Source organism: Pseudomonas poae (assembly GCA_028869255.1).
GTDB lineage: Bacteria > Pseudomonadota > Gammaproteobacteria > Pseudomonadales > Pseudomonadaceae > Aquipseudomonas > Aquipseudomonas poae_C.
In genome coordinates this window covers 6,717,062-6,738,646 of record CP110972.1, presented here as the reverse complement: position 1 = coordinate 6,738,646, position 21,585 = coordinate 6,717,062, and the positions used below count along the sequence as shown (strand labels likewise).

At 56.9% G+C, this 21,585-nt stretch carries 18 protein-coding genes and 1 other RNA gene; 8 read left to right on the top strand and 11 right to left on the bottom strand.

The features are described 5' to 3' along the window. Window positions 1-69 precede the first annotated feature (69 nt). The 5 genes from carA to grpE all read right to left on the bottom strand — a co-directional run bounded on the left by carA (window position 70) and on the right by grpE (window position 6,303). A complete protein-coding gene (gene carA / locus LRS56_30670) occupies window positions 70-1,206 on the bottom strand; it encodes a glutamine-hydrolyzing carbamoyl-phosphate synthase small subunit (protein WDU62985.1) in 1,137 nt (378 codons plus the stop codon). A gap of 259 nt (window positions 1,207-1,465) precedes the next feature. Beyond that, entirely contained in the window at window positions 1,466-2,272 is an 807-nt protein-coding gene (dapB, locus tag LRS56_30665) for a 4-hydroxy-tetrahydrodipicolinate reductase (GenBank protein WDU62984.1), read from the bottom strand. 10 nt (window positions 2,273-2,282) lie between these two features. Further along, the gene (dnaJ, locus tag LRS56_30660) at window positions 2,283-3,407 is read right to left on the bottom strand and encodes a molecular chaperone DnaJ (GenBank protein ID WDU62983.1); all 1,125 of its coding nucleotides are present in this window, start codon (window positions 3,405-3,407) and stop codon (window positions 2,283-2,285) included. A 316-nt stretch (window positions 3,408-3,723) separates the two neighbouring features. Next, on the bottom strand, window positions 3,724-5,640 hold the full coding sequence (gene dnaK / locus LRS56_30655) for a molecular chaperone DnaK (protein ID WDU62982.1): 1,917 nt from the start codon (window positions 5,638-5,640) through the stop codon (window positions 3,724-3,726). A gap of 102 nt (window positions 5,641-5,742) precedes the next feature. After that, complete coding sequence (gene grpE / locus LRS56_30650; GenBank protein ID WDU62981.1) at window positions 5,743-6,303, bottom strand: nucleotide exchange factor GrpE; 561 nt, start codon at window positions 6,301-6,303, stop codon at window positions 5,743-5,745. Between the two features lie 253 nt (window positions 6,304-6,556). Between grpE and recN the strand changes: the two genes are divergently transcribed. Beyond that, on the top strand, window positions 6,557-8,230 hold the full coding sequence (recN, locus tag LRS56_30645) for a DNA repair protein RecN (GenBank protein WDU62980.1): 1,674 nt from the start codon (window positions 6,557-6,559) through the stop codon (window positions 8,228-8,230). Between the two features lie 86 nt (window positions 8,231-8,316). On the opposite strand, the gene fur is transcribed toward recN, so the two are convergent. After that, a complete protein-coding gene (gene fur / locus LRS56_30640) occupies window positions 8,317-8,721 on the bottom strand; it encodes a ferric iron uptake transcriptional regulator (GenBank protein ID WDU62979.1) in 405 nt (134 codons plus the stop codon). A gap of 98 nt (window positions 8,722-8,819) precedes the next feature. Here fur and LRS56_30635 point away from each other — a divergent pair, with 98 nt between their 5' ends. Further along, entirely contained in the window at window positions 8,820-9,347 is a 528-nt protein-coding gene (locus LRS56_30635) for an outer membrane protein assembly factor BamE (GenBank protein ID WDU62978.1), read from the top strand. A 241-nt stretch (window positions 9,348-9,588) separates the two neighbouring features. Here LRS56_30635 and LRS56_30630 read toward each other — a convergent pair whose 3' ends face one another. Further along, window positions 9,589-9,891, bottom strand: a complete 303-nt coding sequence (locus LRS56_30630) for an RnfH family protein (GenBank protein WDU62977.1) — start codon at window positions 9,889-9,891, stop codon at window positions 9,589-9,591. Beyond that, complete coding sequence (locus LRS56_30625; protein WDU62976.1) at window positions 9,884-10,318, bottom strand: type II toxin-antitoxin system RatA family toxin; 435 nt, start codon at window positions 10,316-10,318, stop codon at window positions 9,884-9,886. The genes LRS56_30630 and LRS56_30625 overlap by 8 nt, the downstream gene beginning before the upstream one ends. A 168-nt stretch (window positions 10,319-10,486) precedes the next feature. On the opposite strand from LRS56_30625, the gene smpB reads away from it, so the two are divergent. After that, window positions 10,487-10,969, top strand: coding sequence for an SsrA-binding protein SmpB (smpB, locus tag LRS56_30620; protein WDU62975.1), 483 nt, complete (start codon window positions 10,487-10,489; stop codon window positions 10,967-10,969). Between the two features lie 36 nt (window positions 10,970-11,005). On the opposite strand, the gene LRS56_30615 is transcribed toward smpB, so the two are convergent. After that, a complete protein-coding gene (locus LRS56_30615) occupies window positions 11,006-11,773 on the bottom strand; it encodes an FCD domain-containing protein (protein WDU62974.1) in 768 nt (255 codons plus the stop codon). Window positions 11,774-12,023: 250 nt separating this feature from the next. Here LRS56_30615 and LRS56_30610 point away from each other — a divergent pair, with 250 nt between their 5' ends. From LRS56_30610 to LRS56_30590, 5 genes are all read left to right on the top strand, one after another. Next, window positions 12,024-13,718: a lactate permease LctP family transporter gene (locus tag LRS56_30610; GenBank protein WDU62973.1), complete on the top strand. Its 1,695-nt coding sequence runs from the start codon at window positions 12,024-12,026 to the stop codon at window positions 13,716-13,718. A gap of 54 nt (window positions 13,719-13,772) precedes the next feature. Then, window positions 13,773-16,583 carry an FAD-binding and (Fe-S)-binding domain-containing protein gene (locus LRS56_30605; protein ID WDU62972.1) on the top strand — a complete coding sequence of 937 codons (2,811 nt, stop codon included), beginning with the start codon at window positions 13,773-13,775 and terminating at the stop codon, window positions 16,581-16,583. A gap of 137 nt (window positions 16,584-16,720) precedes the next feature. Beyond that, window positions 16,721-16,999, top strand: coding sequence for a hypothetical protein (locus tag LRS56_30600; GenBank protein ID WDU62971.1), 279 nt, complete (start codon window positions 16,721-16,723; stop codon window positions 16,997-16,999). A gap of 104 nt (window positions 17,000-17,103) precedes the next feature. Next, window positions 17,104-17,500, top strand: a transfer-messenger RNA (tmRNA) gene (ssrA, locus tag LRS56_30595). A 187-nt stretch (window positions 17,501-17,687) separates the two neighbouring features. Next, window positions 17,688-18,944, top strand: a complete 1,257-nt coding sequence (locus LRS56_30590) for an integrase domain-containing protein (GenBank protein WDU62970.1) — start codon at window positions 17,688-17,690, stop codon at window positions 18,942-18,944. A gap of 474 nt (window positions 18,945-19,418) precedes the next feature. Here the strand turns inward: LRS56_30590 and LRS56_30585 are convergent, their stop codons facing one another. Both LRS56_30585 and LRS56_30580 read right to left on the bottom strand, forming a co-directional pair. Then, on the bottom strand, window positions 19,419-20,177 hold the full coding sequence (locus LRS56_30585; GenBank protein WDU62969.1) for a restriction endonuclease: 759 nt from the start codon (window positions 20,175-20,177) through the stop codon (window positions 19,419-19,421). Between the two features lie 194 nt (window positions 20,178-20,371). Beyond that, complete coding sequence (locus LRS56_30580; GenBank protein ID WDU62968.1) at window positions 20,372-21,541, bottom strand: hypothetical protein; 1,170 nt, start codon at window positions 21,539-21,541, stop codon at window positions 20,372-20,374. Between the last annotated feature and the right edge of the window lie 44 nt (window positions 21,542-21,585).

The following is a 21,585-nucleotide window of genomic DNA, read 5'->3' as shown; positions in this document are numbered from 1 at the left end:
CCGTCTTGAACAATCTTTGAAGAGCCTGCGGGGGCCACCGAAATTCGGGGCCGCCCGCAAGCCACTCAGTCAGCGTCGCTTGGCCATCTCATTGATGAAACGGTCGAACAGCGGCGCTACGTCGTTCGGGCCCGGGCTGGCTTCAGGGTGGCCCTGGAAGCTGAACGCGCTCTTGTCGGTGCGCTCGATACCTTGCAGGGAGCCGTCGAACAGCGACTTGTGAATGGCGCGAACGTTGCTCGGCAGGGTTGCTTCATCTACCGCAAAACCGTGGTTCTGGCTGGTGATCATCACAACGCCGGTGTCCAGGTCTTGCACAGGGTGGTTGGCACCGTGGTGGCCGTGCCCCATTTTCAGGGTCTTGGCGCCGGAGGCCAGGGCCAGCAGCTGGTGGCCGAGGCAGATACCGAAGACCGGAATCTCGGTTTCCAGCACGTCCTTGATCGCCTGGATGGCGTAGTCGCAAGGCTCGGGGTCACCCGGGCCGTTGGACAGGAACACGCCGTCCGGTTGCAGGGCCAGTACATCGCTCGCAGGGGTTTGCGCCGGCACCACGGTCACGCGGCAGCCACGTTCAACCAGCATGCGCAGGATGTTGAACTTCACGCCGTAGTCATAGGCGACCACGTGGTAAGGCAGCTCGGCAGCGTCGATGGTCGCATGGCTATCAGTCTTCAAGTCCCAGACCGTGGAGCGCCACTCGTACTTCTCTTTAACGCTGACGACTTTCGCCAGGTCCATGCCTTTCAAGCCAGGGAAGCCTTGCGCTGCGGCAATCGCCGCTTCTTCGGAAATATTGTCACCGACCATGATGCAGCCGTTCTGCGAGCCTTTTTCACGCAGGATGCGCGTGAGGCGGCGCGTATCGATACCGGCGATCGCCACCACATTGTTGGCTTTCAGGTAATCGGACAGCGACATGGTGTTACGCCAGTTGCTCGCAACCAGTGGCAGGTCACGAATGACCAGGCCCGCCGACCACACACGATCAGACTCGACGTCTTCCGGTGTAGTACCGGTGTTGCCGATGTGCGGATAGGTCAGGGTAACGATCTGTTGGGCGTAGGAAGGATCGGTAAGGATTTCCTGATAGCCGGTCATGGCAGTGTTAAACACCACCTCTCCAACGGTTTGACCGTCGGCTCCAATGGCTTCGCCGCGAAAAATGCTGCCATCAGCAAGGGCGAGTATGGCTGGCTTAGTCAAGAAGACCTCCCGTAAATAAAGCCTGAAAGGGCGATCGCAGGTTGTAAAAAAGCGGAGTGACGTATGGACACGTCACCCCGCTTCTTCACCGAATTATTCTGCGCGCTTTTAGTGGACACACTAAAGCTGTAGCTTACAGAAAAAGGCTTTTTTGGTCCACCGCTAATGAGCCTTAAAGGCAGGAGAATGCGACAGGACGTCGCTTAGCGGGTAAAAACGGGGCCTTAGGATAATCTTGAGGCCCCGTTTTAGCTACTGATTAGTGCAGATCCAGCACATCACGCATGTCGTACAGGCCAGCCTCACGGCCGTCCAACCAGAGCGCAGCACGCACCGCACCCTTGGCAAACGTCATGCGGCTGGACGCCTTGTGCGTGATTTCCAGGCGCTCGCCTTCGGTGGCGAACAGCACAGTGTGATCACCCACCACATCACCACCGCGCACAGTGGCAAAGCCGATAGTGTCACGCGCACGCGCACCGGTATGGCCTTCACGACCGTAAACCGCGACTTTCGACAGGTCACGCCCCAACGCATCGGCAATCGCCTCGCCCATGCGCAGCGCAGTGCCTGATGGCGCGTCGATCTTGTGGCGGTGATGCGTTTCGATGATCTCGATATCCGCCTCATCCCCCAGCACCCGCGCCGCCAGATCCAGTAACTTGAGCGACAGGTTTACACCCACACTGAAGTTGGCCGCAAAGACGATAGGAATGTCCTTGCCCGCCTCCACCAGCAACTGCTTCTGCTCGACACTCAAGCCCGTGGTGCCGATGACCATGGCCTTACCGGCCTTGCGGCAGAAGGCCAGGTTTTTCAGCATCACGTCAGGCAGAGTGAAGTCGATCAACACATCGAACTCGTCAGCCACTTGCTCCAGACTGCTCGACAACGACACGCCGATTCGCCCCAGCGAAGCCAGCTCACCCGCGTCCGCACCAATCAACGTGCTGCCGGGGCGCACGATGGCCGCGGTCAACCCGGAAGCCGGCGAGCGCTGCTGCACGGCCTCAACCAGCGTTTTACCCATGCGCCCGGCAGCGCCCATCACGGCTATACGTCGCATACTCACTTCCTTACAGGTCGCCGAAGAAGCGCTTCACACCATCGAAAAAGCCAGTGGTCTTCGGCGAATGGGAGTCATCGCCTTCCAGCGAGCTACGGAACTCTTCGAGCAGTTCACGTTGACGACGGCCCAGGTTGACCGGCGTTTCCACCGCCACACGACACATCAGGTCACCAGCACCGCCACCGCGCACCGGCGCAACGCCTTTGCCACGGATACGGAACTGCTTGCCGGTCTGCGTCCCCTCAGGGATCTTGAGTTTGACTCGGCCGTCGAGGGTCGGAATCTCCAGCTCGCCGCCCAACGCCGCGTCGACGAAGCTGATCGGCACTTCACAGAACAGGTGCTTGCCGTCGCGCTGGAAGATCGAGTGCTCGCGCACATTGATCACCACGTACAGGTCGCCGGTAGGGCCACCCTGAGTGCCCGCCTCGCCTTCGCCCGACAGACGAATACGGTCGCCGGTATCCACACCCGCCGGCACTTTCACCGACAAGGTTTTGTACTCTTCTACGCGGCCTTCGCCATGGCAGGAGTCGCACGGATCGGAAATGATCTTGCCCTGGCCATGGCAGCGCGGGCAGGTTTGCTGCACCGAGAAGAAGCCCTGCTGCATGCGCACTTGGCCGATACCGCCGCAGGTTGGGCAGGTGATTGGCGAAGAGCCTTTCTTGGCGCCCGAACCGTCGCACGGCTTGCAATTGACCAACGTCGGCACGCGGATATTGACGCTGGTGCCGCGCACGGCCTCTTCCAGGTTCAGCTCCAGGGTGTAGCGCAAGTCGCTGCCACGCTGGGCACCGCCACGCTGGCCACCCCGGCCACCGCCGAAGAAGTCGCTGAAAACATCGCCGAAAATATCGGAGAAGTTCTGACCGCCAAAACCCGCACCGCCGCCACCCATGCTCGGGTCAACACCGGCATGGCCATACTGATCGTAGGCCGCACGCTTGTTGGGATCAGACAGGCATTCGTAGGCCTCATTGGCCTCTTTGAACATTTCTTCGGATTCTTTGCTATCCGGATTACGGTCCGGGTGGTGCTTCATCGCCAGGCGACGGTAAGCCTTTTTCAGGTCCGCCTCGCTGGAGCCACGCTCCACACCCAACACTTCGTAATAGTCACGCTTTGCCATAAGTCTTTGCACTCTTAAGGACGTTCAGCCAGACCCTCCTGAGCCTTGCCAAACTCGTTGAGCCCCAATACAGGCCCGGACCCAACTCACGTCAATTCAACGATCCTGGTCATTACTGCTTTTAGCCGAAACCCAGCCAAAAACGCGGTATTTATCGCTCGGAAAGCAGGAGCATTCCCGATCACACCGCCAACATCCGAAGCTTGTCGCATGTTGTAAAAATTCGCATACCCCAGACACGCCAACGCGGGAGCAAGCTCCCGCGCGGCGACATCCTACCAGTCACCGCTTGATAGCGGTCAACCGGGCGACCAACTTACTTCTGGTCTTTGACTTCTTCGAACTCGGCATCGACAACGTCGTCATGCTTGGCTTCAGGCTCTGCGTGCTGTGCAGCGCCATCAGCCGGCTGGCCTTGTTCGGCGTACATTTTCTGAGCAACCGGCGCGGAGACTTTCGACAGCTCCTCAACCTTGGCTTCGATGGCTGCCTTGTCGTCACCTTTAACAGCGGCTTCCAGGGCAACCAAAGCAGCTTCGATCGCGGTTTTCTCTTCGGCGGTCACTTTGTCGCCCGCTTCGGAGATCATTTTGCGCGTCGAGTGAACCAGTGCATCACCCTGGTTGCGGGCAGCGGCCAGCTCTTCAAACTTCTTGTCAGCCTCGGCGTTGGTTTCAGCATCACGAATCATCTGTTGAATTTCTTCATCAGACAGACCGGAGTTGGCCTTGATGGTGATCTTCTGCTCTTTGCCAGTGGCCTTGTCCTTGGCACCTACGTGCAGGATGCCGTTGGCGTCGATGTCGAAGGTCACTTCAATTTGTGGCACGCCACGTGGTGCTGGTGGAATCTCAGCCAGGTCGAACTTGCCCAGGGACTTGTTCTGCGCAGCTTGCTTACGCTCACCTTGCAGCACGTGAATGGTCACGGCGCCCTGGTTGTCGTCGGCAGTCGAGAACACTTGCGATTTCTTGGTAGGAATCGTGGTGTTTTTCTCGATCAGCGCGGTCATCACGCCGCCCATGGTTTCGATACCCAGGGTCAACGGGCTGACGTCCAGCAGCAGCACGTCTTTCACGTCGCCGGCCAGTACCGCACCCTGGATGGCAGCACCCATGGCAACCGCTTCGTCCGGGTTCACATCTTTACGGGCTTCTTTACCGAAGAATTCGGTAACCAGTTTCTGAACCAGCGGCATACGGGTCTGACCGCCTACCAGGATCACGTCGTTGATCGAACCAACGTCGATACCGGAGTCTTTCAGCGCGATGCGGCAAGGCTCGATAGTGCGTTGAACCAGGTCTTCAACCAGCGCTTCCAGCTTGGAGCGCGAGATTTTCACGTTCAAGTGCTTAGGACCAGTGGCGTCTGCAGTGATGTACGGCAGGTTCACGTCGGTCGACTGAGCGGAAGACAGCTCGATCTTGGCTTTCTCAGCGGCTTCTTTCAGGCGCTGCATAGCCAGCGGGTCACCTTTGAGGTTCATGCCGCTTTCTTTCTTGAATTCGTCAACGAGGTAGTCGATCAGACGAATGTCAAAGTCTTCACCACCCAGGAAGGTGTCACCGTTAGTGGCCAACACTTCGAACTGGTGCTCGCCGTCAACTTCAGCGATCTCGATCACGGAGACGTCGAAAGTACCGCCACCCAGGTCATAAACGATCACAGTGTGGTCGCCTTTGGCCTTGTCCATACCGTAAGCCAGAGCGGCTGCGGTCGGTTCGTTGATGATACGTTTAACGTCCAGGCCCGCGATGCGGCCGGCGTCTTTGGTCGCCTGGCGCTGGCTGTCGTTGAAGTAGGCCGGAACGGTGATCACCGCCTCAGTCACTGCTTCACCGAGGTAGTCTTCGGCGGTTTTCTTCATCTTTTTCAAGATTTCAGCCGAGATTTGCGGCGGCGACATTTTCTGGCCGTTTACTTCAACCCAGGCGTCACCGTTGTCAGCCTTGGCGATTTTGTAAGGGACCATCTTGATGTCTTTCTGTACGACTTCTTCATCGAACTTACGACCGATCAGACGCTTCACCGCGTACAGGGTGTTATGCGGATTGGTCACAGCCTGACGCTTGGCCGACTGACCGACGAGGATTTCACCGTCGTTGGCGTAAGCAATGATCGACGGCGTGGTACGCGCGCCTTCGGCGTTTTCGATAACTTTAGCAACGCCGTTTTCCAGCACGGAGACGCAGGAGTTGGTGGTCCCCAGGTCAATACCGATAATTTTGCCCATGATTTACTCTCCCGAAACTTGAATTTGGTTGCCGCAGCAGTGGTGGCTAACTGCGGTAGCACTTAAACGCTTGACTTATAGATGGGGGCCTTGCGGCGAATTTCAAGCCTGCTCATCAATCGAAGGTGAAACCGGTGCAGGAGCCTTGCTCACCACCACCATCGCCGGGCGCAGCAAGCGACCGTTAAGCTGATAACCCTTCTGGAACACTTTCAACACGCTGTTAGGCTCCAGGTCATGGCTCTCTTGCATGGCCATGGCTTGGTGGTGCTCAGCGTTGAAGGGCTCGCCGCCTTGTGGATCGATGGCTTCCAACTGATAACGCTTCAGGGTGTCCTGGAACATTTTCAGGGTCAGCTCGATCCCTTCGCGCATTGGGCGGATGTTTTCATCGTCCGGGTTGGACAACTCCAGGCCACGTTCCAGACTGTCGATGATCGGCAGCAAGTCGCTGGCGAATTTTTCCAGCGCGAACTTGTGAGCCTTCTCTACATCCTGCTCGGCACGGCGGCGGACGTTCTGCAGATCGGCGGCAACACGCAAAGACTGATCCTGCGCAGTGGCCAATTGCTCTTCGAGCACCAGCACACGTGCTGCCAGGTCATCCGAGGCAGCCTGGTTGGCGTCTGGAGTTTGCGTATCCTGCGTCTGTTCGTCAGCCATAGTTTTCTCCTTTCAAAATCATGCGCGATCTCAACTCGCGCTTCTGTTCCGGTATATGGGGCCACAATTTCAAGGTTCAAGGGCGCAAGCGTTACCAAAAGTCTTTCCAGGGCCTGGATCAATTCCTGCGCACTCATTCCTTGTTGCGCTAAGAAAAGCGGCGAATCAAGCAAATCGAGCTAAGCGCCAGGATTGTCAGCGCCGAACAAAACACTGTATAAATAACCAGACCTAAAGCCTGGGAGCGACCTTCATGCTCGTGCACCTGTCCGTACATAACTACGCCATCGTTGAACATCTGGATCTCGAACTGGATCGCGGGATGAGCGTAATCACAGGCGAAACCGGCGCCGGCAAGTCGATCATGCTCGACGCCCTGGGCCTGACCCTCGGGGACCGCGCCGACAGCGGCGTGGTCCGCCCCGGCGCGGACAAGGCCGACATCCTGGCGACCTTCGACCTGGCGGACATCCCCGAAGCCGAAGCCTGGCTGGCCGAACGCGATCTTAATAATGAAGGGCCGTGCATCCTGCGCCGGGTGATCACCGCTGAAGGGCGCTCCCGCGGCTATATCAATGGCACGCCCTGCCCTCTTGGCGACTTGAAGGCCTTGGGCGAGTTGCTGATCGACATCCACAGCCAGCACGAACACCAATCCCTGCTGAAAACCGACACCCACCGCCGCCTGCTCGATGAATACGCTGGCGCCACCGACCTTGCCCGCCAGGTGCAGCTGGCCGCGCAACGCTGGAGGCAGACACGCCAGGAACTGGAACGCCTTTCCAATTCCGGCGACGAACAGCGCGCTCGCCATCAACTGCTCAGCTATCAGCTTGAAGAACTGGAAAGCCTGGGCCTCGGCGAAACCGAACTGGAGCAGTTGGAGCAGGAACACAAGAACCTCACCAATGCAGAAACCCTGCTGGGCATTTGCCGCCAAGTGGTGGAGCAATGCAGTGAGAGTGATTCAGGCAATGTACTTAACGCACTGACGGCCAGCCTCAATCGACTGTCCAGCGTGAACAGCGGGTCAGGCTCATTGAGTGAGGCCACCACCCTGCTGACCAGTGCGCAGATTCAGGTAGAGGAAGCCGTTGGCGAGCTGAATCGCTTCCTGGATCACTTCGATGCCGACCCGGCGCGCCTTCAGGAAATCGAAGAGCGCCTGGACACCATCTATACCCTGGCGCGCAAACACCGCATTCAGCCGACCGAAGTGGCGGCAATGCAGCAAAAACTGCTGGATGAAATTGAAACCCTGAATGCGAATGACGAATCCATCGAACGTCTGGGCGACGAACTCGCCTCTTTCGCCCGTCACTACCAGGAAAAAGCCCGCGAGCTGAGCGATCTACGTCAGCAAGCTGCAACCAGCCTGGCCGGTGCCGTGGAACAGGAAATTCAGCGCCTGGGCATGCCGGGCGGGCGCTTCACCATCGAACTGCATACCAACACAAGCAATGAACTTCAACCCCACGGCCTGGAACAGGTGGAGTTGCTGGTCAGCGCCAACCCCGGCCAGCCACTCAAGGCACTGGCCAAAGTGGCGTCCGGCGGCGAACTGTCAAGAATCAGCCTGGCGATTCAGGTCATTACCGCCCAGACCTCAAGGGTCCCCACATTGGTGTTCGATGAAGTGGACGTGGGGATCGGCGGGCCGACTGCCGAGATTGTTGGCCAGTTGTTGCGCCGCCTTGGAGAGCGTGGCCAAGTACTTACTGTGACGCACTTGCCGCAAGTAGCTGCCCAAGGGCATCAGCACTTGTTTGTGCACAAAGTACGCGGCAGCGATGCGACGCACACGGCCGTGTCCAAACTGAACAAATCGGAACGCGTGGAAGAAGTGGCGCGGATGCTGGGAGGCATTGATTTGACCAAAGAGTCCCTGGCCCACGCGAAGAAAATGGTCGTGGCGGCAAAAGCCTGAACCGGGCATTTCGCCCTACACAGAAAGCACGAAGGCGACCCTAGGGTCGCCTTCATTCGTTTCGCAGAGCAAATCTGCGTCGATTTTTACTTTTTCTTACGGATATACAGAACCAGGTTATGGTCCACCAAATCGAATCCATGCTCCTCAGCGATCTGGTGCTGGAGCTTCTCGATTTCCGGACTGGTGAACTCGATAACCTCATTGGTATCCAGGTCAACCATGTGGTCGTGATGACCACCGTCAGCCAGTTCGAACACTGCATGACCGCCGTCGAAATTATGACGAACCACCAGCCCTGCGGCTTCAAACTGGGTCAGCACACGGTAAACCGTGGCCAGGCCAACGTCCTCGTTAGACTCCATCAGCGCCTTGTAAACATCCTCGGCGCTCATGTGGCGCTGCTCAGCAGAATCGAGCATTTGTAGAATCTTGACTCGTGGCAGAGTCACTTTAAGACCGGCTTTGCGTAGTTCGCTATTTTCAACCATGGTTAGCTTTCTCGCGGATGCTGCTTCGCAGCTTCTCTTAATACGGGTATGATCGGCGTTTACGTTGTCCCAGCCAAGATAGTGGAAGTCGCCCACCGATGCAAAACACCAAGCTCTTGCTAACCAGTTTCACCTTTGTGGGACTGCTCGCACTCGCCGGTTGTTCATTCCCCGGGGTTTACAAAATCGACATCCAGCAGGGCAATGTCGTCACGCAGGACATGATAGACCAGTTACGCCCGGGAATGACCCGACGGCAAGTACGGTTTATCATGGGCAACCCTCTGCTGACCGACACTTTCCATGCCGATCGCTGGGATTATCTCTACAGCCTGCAGCCTGGTGGCGGTGAACGCCAACAGGAACGTGTCAGCGTCGTTTTCAACGGCAATGACCAGCTCGTCAGCCTGTCCGGTGACTTCATGCCCGGCGTAAGCCGCGATGAAGCCCTGCTCGGCAAGGACAACGGCACCAACGTGACTGCGCCTGCGCAGGACGCCGAGAAGCCGAAGTCCGAAGTACCGGCCAAGCCAGGCTCCTTGCTCGACAAGATCCAGAAGGACGTCGACGGCGTAGAAACCGTACCCGTCCCGACGCCACAGCCTCTGGACACCAGCCCGCAGTAAGTTTGCGGCGCTCAACAAAAAACCCGGCATGCCGGGTTTTTTGTTGCCTGCTGTTTGCATAAACACCTACAAAGCGGCTTTTGTGGCGAGCGGGCTTGCCCGCGTTGGGTGGCGAAGCGACCCCAGTATGAGACCACTGCGGTGTGTCAGTCAGTTAGAGTCGCGTGGTTTTGGGGTGGCTTCGCCACCCAACGCGGGCAAGCCCGCTCGCCACAGAAGGGGGGCCTGCTATTGGGCAGGCCTAGGAATTCTGCTGTTTGACCAGGGCCGCCTTGGCCGCACGCAACCTGCGCACCTCTTTAGGATCTGCCAGCAGGGGCCGGTAAATCTCAATACGATCACCCGCCTGCGCTGCACGCGCCTCGGGGTCCGCAACCACCTTACCGAATATCCCCAAGGGGCAATCAGCCAGGTCCAGCCCCGGGAACTGCGCCGCAATCCCGCTAGCCTGCACCGCCGCTCGCAAGCTGGTGCCCGCCGGCACCGTCACCCCCAACAGCACCTGACGGTCTTCAGCGGCATACACCACTTCTATATCAACCATGCAGCTGCTTGGCGCGCTGGCAGAACGCATCCACCAAGGTATTGGCCGCCTGATTGAACAACGGACCCAACGTCGCCCGCACAATCGGCCCCGCATAATCAAACGAAAGATCCAGGCTGATCTTGCAAGCCTTGTCGGTCAGCGCCTTGAAGACCCACACACCATGCAGTTGCGTGAACGGCCCTTCCTGCAGATTCATTTCGATGGATTGACCCGGCACCAGCACATTGCGCGTAACAAAGTGCTGGCTAAGGCCGCCCTTCGCCACCCCGACACTGGCAACCATATGCTCATCACTGTTTTCCAGCACCTCGGCGGTCGAGCACCACGGCAAGAACTCCGGGTAACGCGCCACGTCGTTGACCAGGTCATAAAGCGCCTGCGCCGGATAGGGCAGCAGCGCCGAACGTTGAATATGCGTCGTCATGTGTGCGTTATTTCCACAGCTGGGCGGCAAACATCGCGAAAGAACAGCCCGTTCCGCGAAAGAAAAAAATCAGATATCTGCCCGCATTGTCCGGGATTCGTCCAACACGCTCAAGCACGCAGGTTGACCGTAGCCGACACGCTCGCAACTCCCTATAATGCCGCCCCTATGGCTAAACAAAAGAAACACCCCACAGGGACCATCGCGCAAAATAAAAAGGCGCGACACGATTACTTCATCGAACATCGTTTCGAGGCTGGTCTGGTCCTGGCCGGCTGGGAAGTAAAAAGTCTGCGCGCCAGCAAGTTGCAACTGGTCGACAGCTATGTGCTGCTCAAGGATGGCGAGGCATGGCTGCTTGGCAGTCATATCACCCCGCTGACCACCGCGAGCACCCACGTAATTGCCGACCCGGTGCGCACGCGCAAGTTGTTGCTCAACGCCCGCGAAATCGACAAGCTCGCCGCCGCCGTACAGCAGAAAGGCTATGCCTGCATCTGCCTGTCCTGGTATTGGAGCAAGCACCTGGTCAAGTGCGAGATCGCCCTGGGCAAGGGCAAGAAGGAATACGACAAGCGTGATACCGAGCGCGAGCGCGATTCCAACCGGGAACTGCACCGCGCCGTGCGCAATAAGGGCAAGGAAGACTAATCCTTGTACAGATGTGGCCGCAGGATCAACCCGCGGCTACGTCCCCTTACGCCGCTCCGCACGCGCCACGCGCTGGACCTCCTGACGCACCTCCTCCAACACTTCCTGCACGTACAGCAGATGACGCGTTGAAACCTCTCGCGCCTGCTCGGCTCGCCCTTCGATAATTGCCAGGTACAAATCCCGGTGCTGACTGATCAGCATGTCGCGGGTTTCCGTGCGCTGCTGATACATACCGCCAATGTTGGTCACCACATTACGCTTGAGCAAGTCGAACAAGCCTCGAATGGTGTGCAACAACACAGCGTTGTGGCTGGCCTCGGCAATCGCCAGGTGAAACCTTGCATCCGCTGCGCCCTCTTCCATTCGGCTCACGTCATCGGCGCGGGTGTAGCAATCCTGCAGCGCCTGGAATGCAGCCGTCAGCCGCTCACGGTCAACCTCGGTGGCGCGCAAGGCGGCGTAGTAGGCACACGAGGCTTCAAGGGTTTGACGAAACTCCAGCAGATCACGCTGAGCTTCGGGGTTGTTTTCCAATAGATGCAACAATGGATCGCTGAACGTCGAGCCAAGCGACTCCGCGACATAATTGCCACCGCCCTGACGACTCACCAGCAAGCCCTTGGCCGCCAGTTTCTGGATTGCCTCCCGCAGCGACGGACGCGACACGCCAAACTGCTCAGCCAAAGCGCGTTCGGCCGGCAAGCGCTCGCCCGACTTCAGCGTGCCCTCAAGGATCATGCCCTCAAGCTGCTCGACAATATCGTCAGACAAACGGCGCTGACGCACCTGATCAAACCCCATAACTCACTCTCCGCCGTCCCGACCACTCGCCGGGCCCTCTATTCTGGCCTATCGCCGCGCATCCGGCACCTATCAGAACGCCCGCGATTTATCCGCTCAGTGCCCTCCCCCGCCGACCTACGACGAAAGTTTCGCAGGCGGCAAATTGACACACCGCCCCGAAGCCTTTTAACCTAGCCGACAGCGGCTGTAAATTGGTATTACCAATTAACCAAGCTAACTAAACAACAACAATCAGGGGCCACCCCACATGCAAACCTGGCAACAGCTCTACAGCCCGCTCGGCAGCCTCGGTCTGTCCGCACTGGCCGCCGTCATCCCGATCGTATTCTTCTTCCTGGCCCTGGCCGTGTTTCGCCTCAAAGGCCACGTTGCCGGGAGCATCACCCTTGCGCTTTCGATTCTGGTCGCGATCTTCGCCTTCCAGATGCCGGTAGACATGGCGCTGGCCGCTGCGGGTTATGGCTTTGCCTATGGCCTGTGGCCCATCGCCTGGATCATCGTCGCGGCAGTCTTCCTCTACAAGCTGACGGTCAAAAGCGGCCAGTTCGAGATCATCCGCAGCTCGGTCCTGTCGATTACCGACGACCAGCGCCTGCAAGTCCTGCTGATCGGCTTTTGCTTCGGCGCCTTCCTGGAAGGTGCGGCCGGTTTCGGCGCCCCCGTGGCGATTACCGCCGCGCTGCTGGTAGGCCTGGGTTTCAACCCGCTGTACGCCGCCGGCCTGTGCCTGATTGCCAACACCGCACCCGTAGCCTTCGGCGCACTGGGCATCCCGATCATCGTTGCCGGCCAGGTAACCGGCATTGACGCGTTCAAGATCGGCGCCATGACCGGCCGTCAGTTGCCCCTGCTGTCGCTGTTCGTGCCGTTCTGGCTGGTGTTCATGATGGACGGCCTGCGCGGCGTGCGCGAAACCTGGCCGGCCGCACTGGTCGCTGGCTTGAGCTTTGCCATCACCCAATACTTCACCTCAAACTTCATCGGCCCGGAACTGCCGGACATCACTTCCGCCCTGGCCAGCCTGATCGCCCTGACCCTGTTCCTCAAAGTCTGGCAACCCAAGCGCACCGCCGGCGCGCAGATTGCCGGCGCCACCTCCAGCGCTGCGGTCACTGCCAGTGTCGGCGGCTTTGGTCAGCCGCGCAGCACCGTAGCGTCGCCTTATAGCCTGGGGCAGATTTTCAAAGCCTGGTCGCCGTTTCTGATCCTCACCGTGCTGGTCACTATTTGGACCCTCAAACCGTTCAAGGCCATGTTTGCCGCCGGCGGTTCGATGTACAGCTGGGTGTTCAACTTCGCGATCCCGCACCTGGATCAACTGGTGATCAAGGTGGCACCGATCGTCACCAACCCCACCGCGATCCCCGCCGTGTTCAAGCTGGACCCGATTTCGGCGACCGGCACCGCGATTTTCTTCTCGGCGCTGGTTTCGATGCTGGTGCTGAAGATCAACGTCAAAACTGGTCTTACCACTTTAAAAGAGACCTTCTACGAACTGCGCTGGCCGATCCTGTCCATCGGCATGGTGCTGGCGTTCGCGTTTGTCACCAACTACTCCGGGATGTCATCGACCATGGCGCTGGTGCTGGCTGGCACCGGTGCTGCCTTCCCGTTCTTCTCGCCATTCCTCGGCTGGCTGGGGGTATTTCTGACCGGCTCCGATACTTCGTCCAACGCCCTGTTCAGCTCATTGCAAGCCACCACCGCCCACCAGATCGGCGTCAACGACACCTTGCTGGTCGCGGCGAACACCAGCGGCGGCGTAACTGGCAAGATGATCTCACCGCAATCGATCGCCGTAGCGTGCGCGGCCACTGGCCTGGTGGGCAAGGAGTCCGACCTGTTCCGCTTCACCCTCAAGCACAGCCTGTTCTTTGCCACGATCGTCGGGCTGATCACCCTGGCCCAAGCCTATTGGTTCACCGGTATGCTGGTGCACTGAGACCTGCATGCACGCCGGACAACCATGCCGGCGTCAGCTATTTCTGGAGGACCGATGAGCCTGCCTGCTGCTTTTCTAAGCAACGTCGCACAACTGATCCCGAAAGATCGTCGCTTCGACGATCCACTTTCCACCCTTGCCTTCGGCACCGACGCCAGCTTTTACCGACTGATCCCACAGCTGGTGGTCCGCGTGGAATCGGAGGACGAAGTGGTGACGCTGCTGCAACTGGCCCAGCGCGACCACGTGCCGGTGACCTTCCGCGCAGCCGGCACAAGCTTGTCCGGGCAAGCCATCAGCGATTCGGTGCTGATCGTGCTGGGCGACAACTGGAACGGCCGCGAGATTCGCGGGCAAGGCACGCAGATCCGCCTGCAACCGGGCGTGATCGGCGCACAAGCCAATGCGTGGCTGGCGCCGTTCGGGCGCAAGATCGGGCCGGACCCGGCGTCGATCAATGCCTGCAAGATCGGCGGCATCGTCGCCAACAACGCCAGCGGTATGTGCTGCGGCACAGCGCAGAACACCTACCACACTCTGGCCGGCATTCGCCTAGTGCTGGCCGACGGTAGCCGCTTGGACACCGAGGACGCTGCCAGCGTCGCGACGTTTCGTAACCAGCACGGCGCACTACTTGAGCGCCTGGCGACATTGGGCCGCGAGACGCGGGCAAATGCCGAACTGGCGGCAAAAATCCGCCACAAATACCGTCTGAAAAATACCACCGGCCTGTCACTCAATGCCCTGGTGGATTTTGATGAGCCGCTGGATATCCTCAGCCACCTGCTGGTGGGCTCCGAAGGCACTCTGGGCTTTATCAGCGCCGTGACCTACGACACCGTGGTCGACCACCCGAACAAAGCCTCGGCACTGATTGTGTTCCCGGATGTGGAAACCTGCTGCAACGCGGTGACCGTACTAAAAACCCAACCAGTCTCGGCCGTTGAGCTGCTGGACCGCCGTAGCATGCGCTCGGTGCAGGACAAACCCGGCATGCCCGCCTTCGTACAGCACTTGTCGGAAAATGCCTGCGCGCTACTGATCGAATCCCGCGCCGCGTCGCCATCATTACTGCATGAGCAACTGGCGCTGATCATGGCGTCCCTGGCCGCTTTCCCGGTGGAGAAACAAGTCGATTTCACCGAGGACCCGCTGGAAAACGCCCGCCTGTGGGCGATTCGCAAAGACACCTTCCCTGCCGTCGGCGCCGTACGCAAAACCGGCACCACGGTCATCATCGAAGACGTGACCTTCCCGGTCGAGCAACTGGCCATCGGCGTGAACCGTTTGATCGAGCTATTCGACAAACATCACTACGACGAAGCCATCCTTTTCGGACACGCCCTGGAAGGCAATCTGCACTTTGTGTTCACCCAAGGCTTCAACAGTGCGCAAGAAGTCGCACGCTACCAAGCGTTCATGGATGACGTTGCGCAACTGGTGGCCGTGGAATTTGGCGGCTCGCTGAAAGCCGAACACGGCACTGGCCGCAACATGGCGCCTTTTGTCGAGCTGGAATGGGGCAGCGATGCCTATCAGTTGATGTGGCAGCTCAAGCGCCTGCTGGACCCCAACGGTATTCTCAACCCCGACGTGGTGCTCAGTGACGACCCGCAAATCCACCTCAAGCACCTCAAACCGCTGCCTGCCGCCGACGAGCTTGTGGATAAGTGCATCGAGTGCGGGTTTTGCGAGCCAGTGTGCCCTTCAAAAGGTCTGACCCTGAGCCCGCGCCAACGCATCGTGATCTGGCGCGATATCCAGGCGAAAAAGCGTGCTGGCGTCGACACCACCGAACTGGAAGCCGCCTTCCACTATCAAGGTATCGAAACCTGCGCCGCCACTGGCCTGTGCGCTCAGCGCTGCCCTGTGGGAATCAATACCGGCGACCTGGTGAAAAAACTGCGCAGCCGCGACGCCGACCGTACGAAAACCGCTGAATGGCTCGCCAGCCATTTCGCCACCGCTCTGCAAGGTGCACGTTTCACCCTGCATGTCGCCAACGGTGCGCGCATGCTGTTAGGCGCGCCACGCCTGTCCAAGCTCTCGGCCGCGCTGACCAAATTGTCCAAAGGGCAAATTCCGCAGTGGACCAGCGCCATGCCGCAACCGGAAAAAGCCATTCGCTTCAGCCCGGCGGTGACCGACCAGCGACCCCGCGTGGTCTATCTGGCGGCCTGCGTCTCACGCGCCATGGGCCCGGCGGCGGGTGATAAAGAGCAGATGTCGCTGTACGACAAAACCCGGGGCCTGCTGGAAAAAGCCGGTTACCAAGTGGTGTTCCCCGACAACCAGGACAGCCTGTGCTGCGGCCAGCCGTTCGCCTCCAAAGGCTATGCCGAACAGGCTGAGCACAAGCGCCAGGAACTGATCGGGGCGCTGCTCCACGCCAGCCGTGGCGGGCTCGACCCGATCTACTGCGACACCAGCCCCTGCACCCTGCGCTTGGTGCAAGACTTGGGCGAAACACGTCTGGACCTCTACGACCCGGTGCGCTTCATCCGCACACACCTGATGGACCGCCTCGACTTCACGCCGCAGGAAGCGCCGATCGCGGTGCACGTCACCTGCAGCACCCAACACCTGGGGGAAAGCCAGGCATTGATCGACCTGGCTCGACGCTGCTCCAACACTGTGGTGATCCCGGAAGGCATCCACTGCTGTGGGTTCGCCGGCGACAAAGGCTTCACCACGCCGGAACTCAACGCCCACTCACTGCGATCGCTCAAGGACGCCGTGCAGTATTGCAGCGAAGGCATCTCCACCAGCCGCACCTGCGAGATCGGCCTGAGCCAGCATGGCGGCATTGATTATCACGGGCTGGTGTACCTCGTGGACCGCGTCACCCAGGCCCGCGTGCATTAAGCCTGCAAAAAAAACCGAACCCCCGCGCGCCGGCGTAGTCATCTGCATAGGCCTCGGCGAACGAGGCTCGCAGTGATGTCGCGGGCAGCCCTTGCGCTGCTCACTACGTCGAGCCCATTTTCGCGAGGAGATACCCTATGAAGCGTTCCGCTCTTGCTGGTTTGTTCATTACCGCTGCGATGCTGGCCTCCCCTATTTTTGCCGCTGGAGAGCCAGACCTGTGCAAAATCAACCTGGACAAAATCAACAACGGCAAAGCCCTGCTCGCCACCGACACCAGTGGCAAAAGCGGCGAGATAGACACCGCGGTTTCCCAGGCCAAGGCCGCTCACGCCGCCGGTGATGACAAGAAGTGCATCGAGATCACCTCCAAGGCCATCCAGGATCTGCAAAACAGCGAGAAAGGCGGCCAATAAGCGCCTCTCTCGGTCGCGGCCAACCTTCGGGTTGGCCTTCTCTGACCGTTTGGCGTACACTGCACAGGCTTGTCACTCACTAAGAAACAACGAGTTACAAGCACGGGGCCGTTTAGGATTCGACGCCGGTCGCGAAACTTTAGGTGCATGCCGAGTTGGTAACAGAACTCGTAAATCCACTGTTGCAACTTCTTATAGTTGCCAATGACGAAAACTACGGCCAGGAATTCGCTCTCGCTGCGTAAGCAGCCTTAGCCCTGAGCTTCTGGTACCTTCGGGTCCAGCAATCACCAGGGGATGTCTGTAAACCCAAAGTGATTGTCATATAGAACAGAATCGCCGTGCAGTACGTTGTGGACGAAGCGGCTAAAACTTACACAACTCGCCCAAAGCACCCTGCCCTTCGGGTCGCTGAGGGTTAACTTAATAGAAACGGCTACGCATGTAGTACCGACAGCGGAGTACTGGCGGACGGGGGTTCAAATCCCCCCGGCTCCACCACTTCATCATCTAAAGACGTCCACGGACGTCTTTTTTTGTGCCTTAAATCCAGTAAACACGCGGCTTCCAGCGCTTTTGCGGTCTTTTGAGATTTTTTGAGTTCCAGCCATTCGGGTATTCCAAACGGTATTCCAGGCCATCCGGTGCTAATCTTTGGAATACCAAATCAGAGCCTGAGGAAAATCTCATGCCTGCTCAAACCCTCCGCCTCTCCGATCGGCAGCTCAAGGGAGTCAAACCCGCGTCCAAGGATTATGTCCTCACCGACGGTGACGGTTTACAGCTCCGTGTACGCAGCAATGGCTCTCTGCTGTGGAATTTCAATTACCGTGAACCGGTGACCAAGAACCGTATCAACATGGGCTTGGGCACCTACCCCGAACTGTCACTGGCGAACGCCCGAAAGATGGCGGTCGAAGCACGCGAGCTGCTCGCCCAAGGCATCGATCCGAAGGTGCAGCGCGATACGCTGAGTGAGGCCAAGCGCGCAGAAACGGAACACACCTTCGAGAACGTGGCCACCGCCTGGTTCGAGCTTAAGAAAGACTCGGTCACGCCGGCCTACGCCGAGGACATTTGGCGGTCGCTCACGCTGCATTTATTTCCAGACCTGAAAACAACTCCGCTTTCAAAAATCAGCGCACCAATGGTCATCGAACTGCTTCGCCCAATCGAGGCCAAAGGCAGCCTCGAGACAGTGAAGCGATTGAGCCAACGACTCAACGAAATCATGACCTATGGGGTCAATTCAGGACTGATCTTTGCGAACCCCCTCAGTGGCATTCGCGCAGTATTCAAGAAACCCAAGAAACAGAACATGGCCGCGCTACGACCCGATGAGCTTTCCGAACTCATGATTGAAATCGCAAACGCCAGCATCAAGCGGATCACCCGCTGCCTGATCGAATGGCAACTGCACACCATGACTCGCCCTGCCGAAGCGGCTACCACTCGATGGGCAGACATCGACTTCGACAAACGCATCTGGACCATCCCGTCGGAGCGCATGAAAAAGCGTCGTCCGCACACCATCCCGCTGACCGAACAGGCACTCGCGTTACTGGAGACGCTAATGCCCCACAGCGGCCATAGGGAATACGTGTTCCCGGCAGATAGAAACCCTCGCACCCACGCCAACAGCCAGACCGCCAACATGGCGTTGAAACGCATGGGCTTCCAGGACCGCTTGGTCAGCCACGGCATGCGCTCCATGGCCAGCACCATCCTGAACGAGCATGGGTGGGATCCGGAGCTGATCGAAGTCGCGCTGGCGCATGTCGACAAGGACGAAGTCCGAAGTGCCTACAACCGAGCGGACTACATAGAACGCCGGCGTCCGATGATGGCTTGGTGGAGCGAGCACATCCAGAAAGCGGCCACTGGCAACCTGTCGGCATCTGCGATCAATCAAACTAGGGACCACAACGTCGTGCCGATACGGTGAGCGCTCACCGGACGCCGCCAGTAACCGAGAATGACTCCCCAGATGGAGTGATGGTTGATTTGGCGACACCGGCGACAACCCGCGCAATACCTGACCTGCAGCATGGCGACAAAAGTGGCGACTGTCGCCGTTGCAAGCCTCACTCTTGGGCTTCTCGGCCAAGCCCACGCGAGCGGGAAGGCTCCGCATTCCCACTCGCATGGGCTCTGCGTAATTGCATCTCACTTGACCACCTAATTGCATTGCCACTGACCAGTTATTTGGATTCGCGCTGACCAGCCGTTTGCAGTTGATGGGTGTCAGCGGGTGCCACTCAGTGCGAGTGCGTCAGCCAAGTACTGAAGGGCTCAATCGGCCAGAAGCAGACGTTCAGAAGGTGAAAACGATCCGACTTAAGCTCTCTAACCGAACTCAAAAACATACGGTTACTGGCTTGGGATTTTGGCTCCCGTTTTGAGTATCTACTACCGGCCTCTATACCTCTTTGTAATCATTCAGCCATCGAACTAATACGTCATAATCCGCCAAAGTCACATCCCATTTGCTTGACGTTTCATGTTCGACAAATTTTTTGGCTCCAGATGTAAATGTAGAAGTTGTAACTAAAATTGTTTTATTCGGTCCATCTTTTGTATTTTTCACTCCTTGCAGCGCTCTTACCAATGCTACGCCAATTTTATTATCCTCTGCATAGCGCTTGCACTCAATGAAGTATTTATTTCGAATGCCAAGTGAGTCCGTATGTATTGCAATTATATCTTTACCTCCATCGGCGGCTCTCTGAGTTAAATCGACCTCAAATCCCTTTGCTCTGAAAATTTCAGTTACGACCTCTTCGAACTCTCTCGCTGTGATTTCTCGCACCAGAACCGGACTCATTTGTAATGCGATTACTAGTTCTTGTATTGACTCGTAAAATAGTAGCAGATCCTCCGCGCTGTATATTTCCCTAAGATGCTCGATGCAAGGCTCACCAAGTGTTTCTACACCTTTTGAGTTATTGATGACGAAATTTAATAGACCTTCAGGATATTCTGAAACTTCAAAACTCAGGAAGATCGCATCTTCGCATTTTATGCAATCGAACTCATAAGAAACCTCATAAATATTTTCTTGACCCATGCCTCTTTCTGATCCGCCGACACATTCAATATCAAAGTCCTCAATTGATATCGAATCACTGTAACTACAGCAATCGCAGGTATATTGAATATTTCCAGAAAACTTCCACATTATCCCAATATTCCTTTTGTTTAAATATTCGCCCATAGTGAGCGGTCCGGATGAGCTACCGAAGGGCGTCGAATCCCTATTCTAATGCGGTGGCAATGGACCAAAATCAGACGATTGCAGATGTAGGCACTAGCGTACACCGGCTTCAAAAATAACGCATTCTTATAGAAGGGCTCTCGGACTGCTTGAAAACCTCACTCGGCCTGATATATATGAATATTTTGCAACATCTTAACAAGTGTAGAGGCTGATTCTTGAACTGGTGTTGGGTTGATATACCACGGACTATCATTTTCATCAGGATTACTAAAATTGAAAAGCAAATATCCGGTCAAAAATTCGTCAAAGCCACCCTCGCCTTCCTCTCCATAAGTTTCCTCGTGATAGTAGCCCTCATCTCGAAATAGTATGTCATTCAAATCGAGGGCAGCAAGATATGCTCTTCGCAAATACTGAAGAGCGAATATTCTCGCAGAGTATAAAGAAAGAGTGTTTAGCTGACTCAAACCTTCTTCGTAAGTTATAGGATCTTCGGACTCTAGCTTCTTAAGTGTGCCGTGATAGGTTTGCGCGATTTTATGGGCTTCTTCGTAAAGCTTGATAAAACCTGAAACTCCATTAAGCGTAAATAAGCTGACTCTTGATGAACGGCCAAGTTGGGAGATTTCATTATGGTTTAGCTGGCTGGTTAAGCTTTCACAACCTGAAATGGCTATGGAGCAGGAGAGGCTTTCGCTAGCTTGGTAAATATTTTCGACTGCGACTTTAAGTCGGTTTATATCTAGACCATGAAGGTAAGGGTATTTATTGGTGAGGCTTTGTAAAGCCCCCCACTTAAGTGAAAGCAGGGTGCTTTCTAGAAGGTAGTTTCTGATCTCGGTCCAGCCAATTATGTGAAACCAAGGAAGACGGACAGCCGGCTCGACCGGGAACCGTTTATCTTCGTTTGCCTTCTCTTCTGTTTCACTGTTTTTTTCATCTACCCAAACTTGAAGTGAGGATTTCACTCTGTCATTCGAAATAAGAAAAAAATAATGAGATACAACTCCTTGATATTTTTTGAGCTTAGTAAGTTCTTGTTCTAAGTCGCTGGGGTATAAGCTCTCAACAAGTTTGCATTGAGCTACGGCTAGGCTTGCCTTGCATTTGATGTCAAACCCATATTGTCTGTCTCCTTTCGTGCCTTTATAAGTTACATAGCTAGGGCTTATTTTGTTATGTATCTTTACGTTATGATCTTTCAGTATGAATTTGAAAAGATCTAGACAGATATCCTCAAACTCAGGGTCGCTCTCCGGTGGTTTTACACTGTGAATGCTACTTTGAATTGAGCGCCTTAATGGTTTCATAACTGAATATTCCATTTCAAAATCTTTTGAAAAGCTGTACACGGATTTGAGGTGAAGAG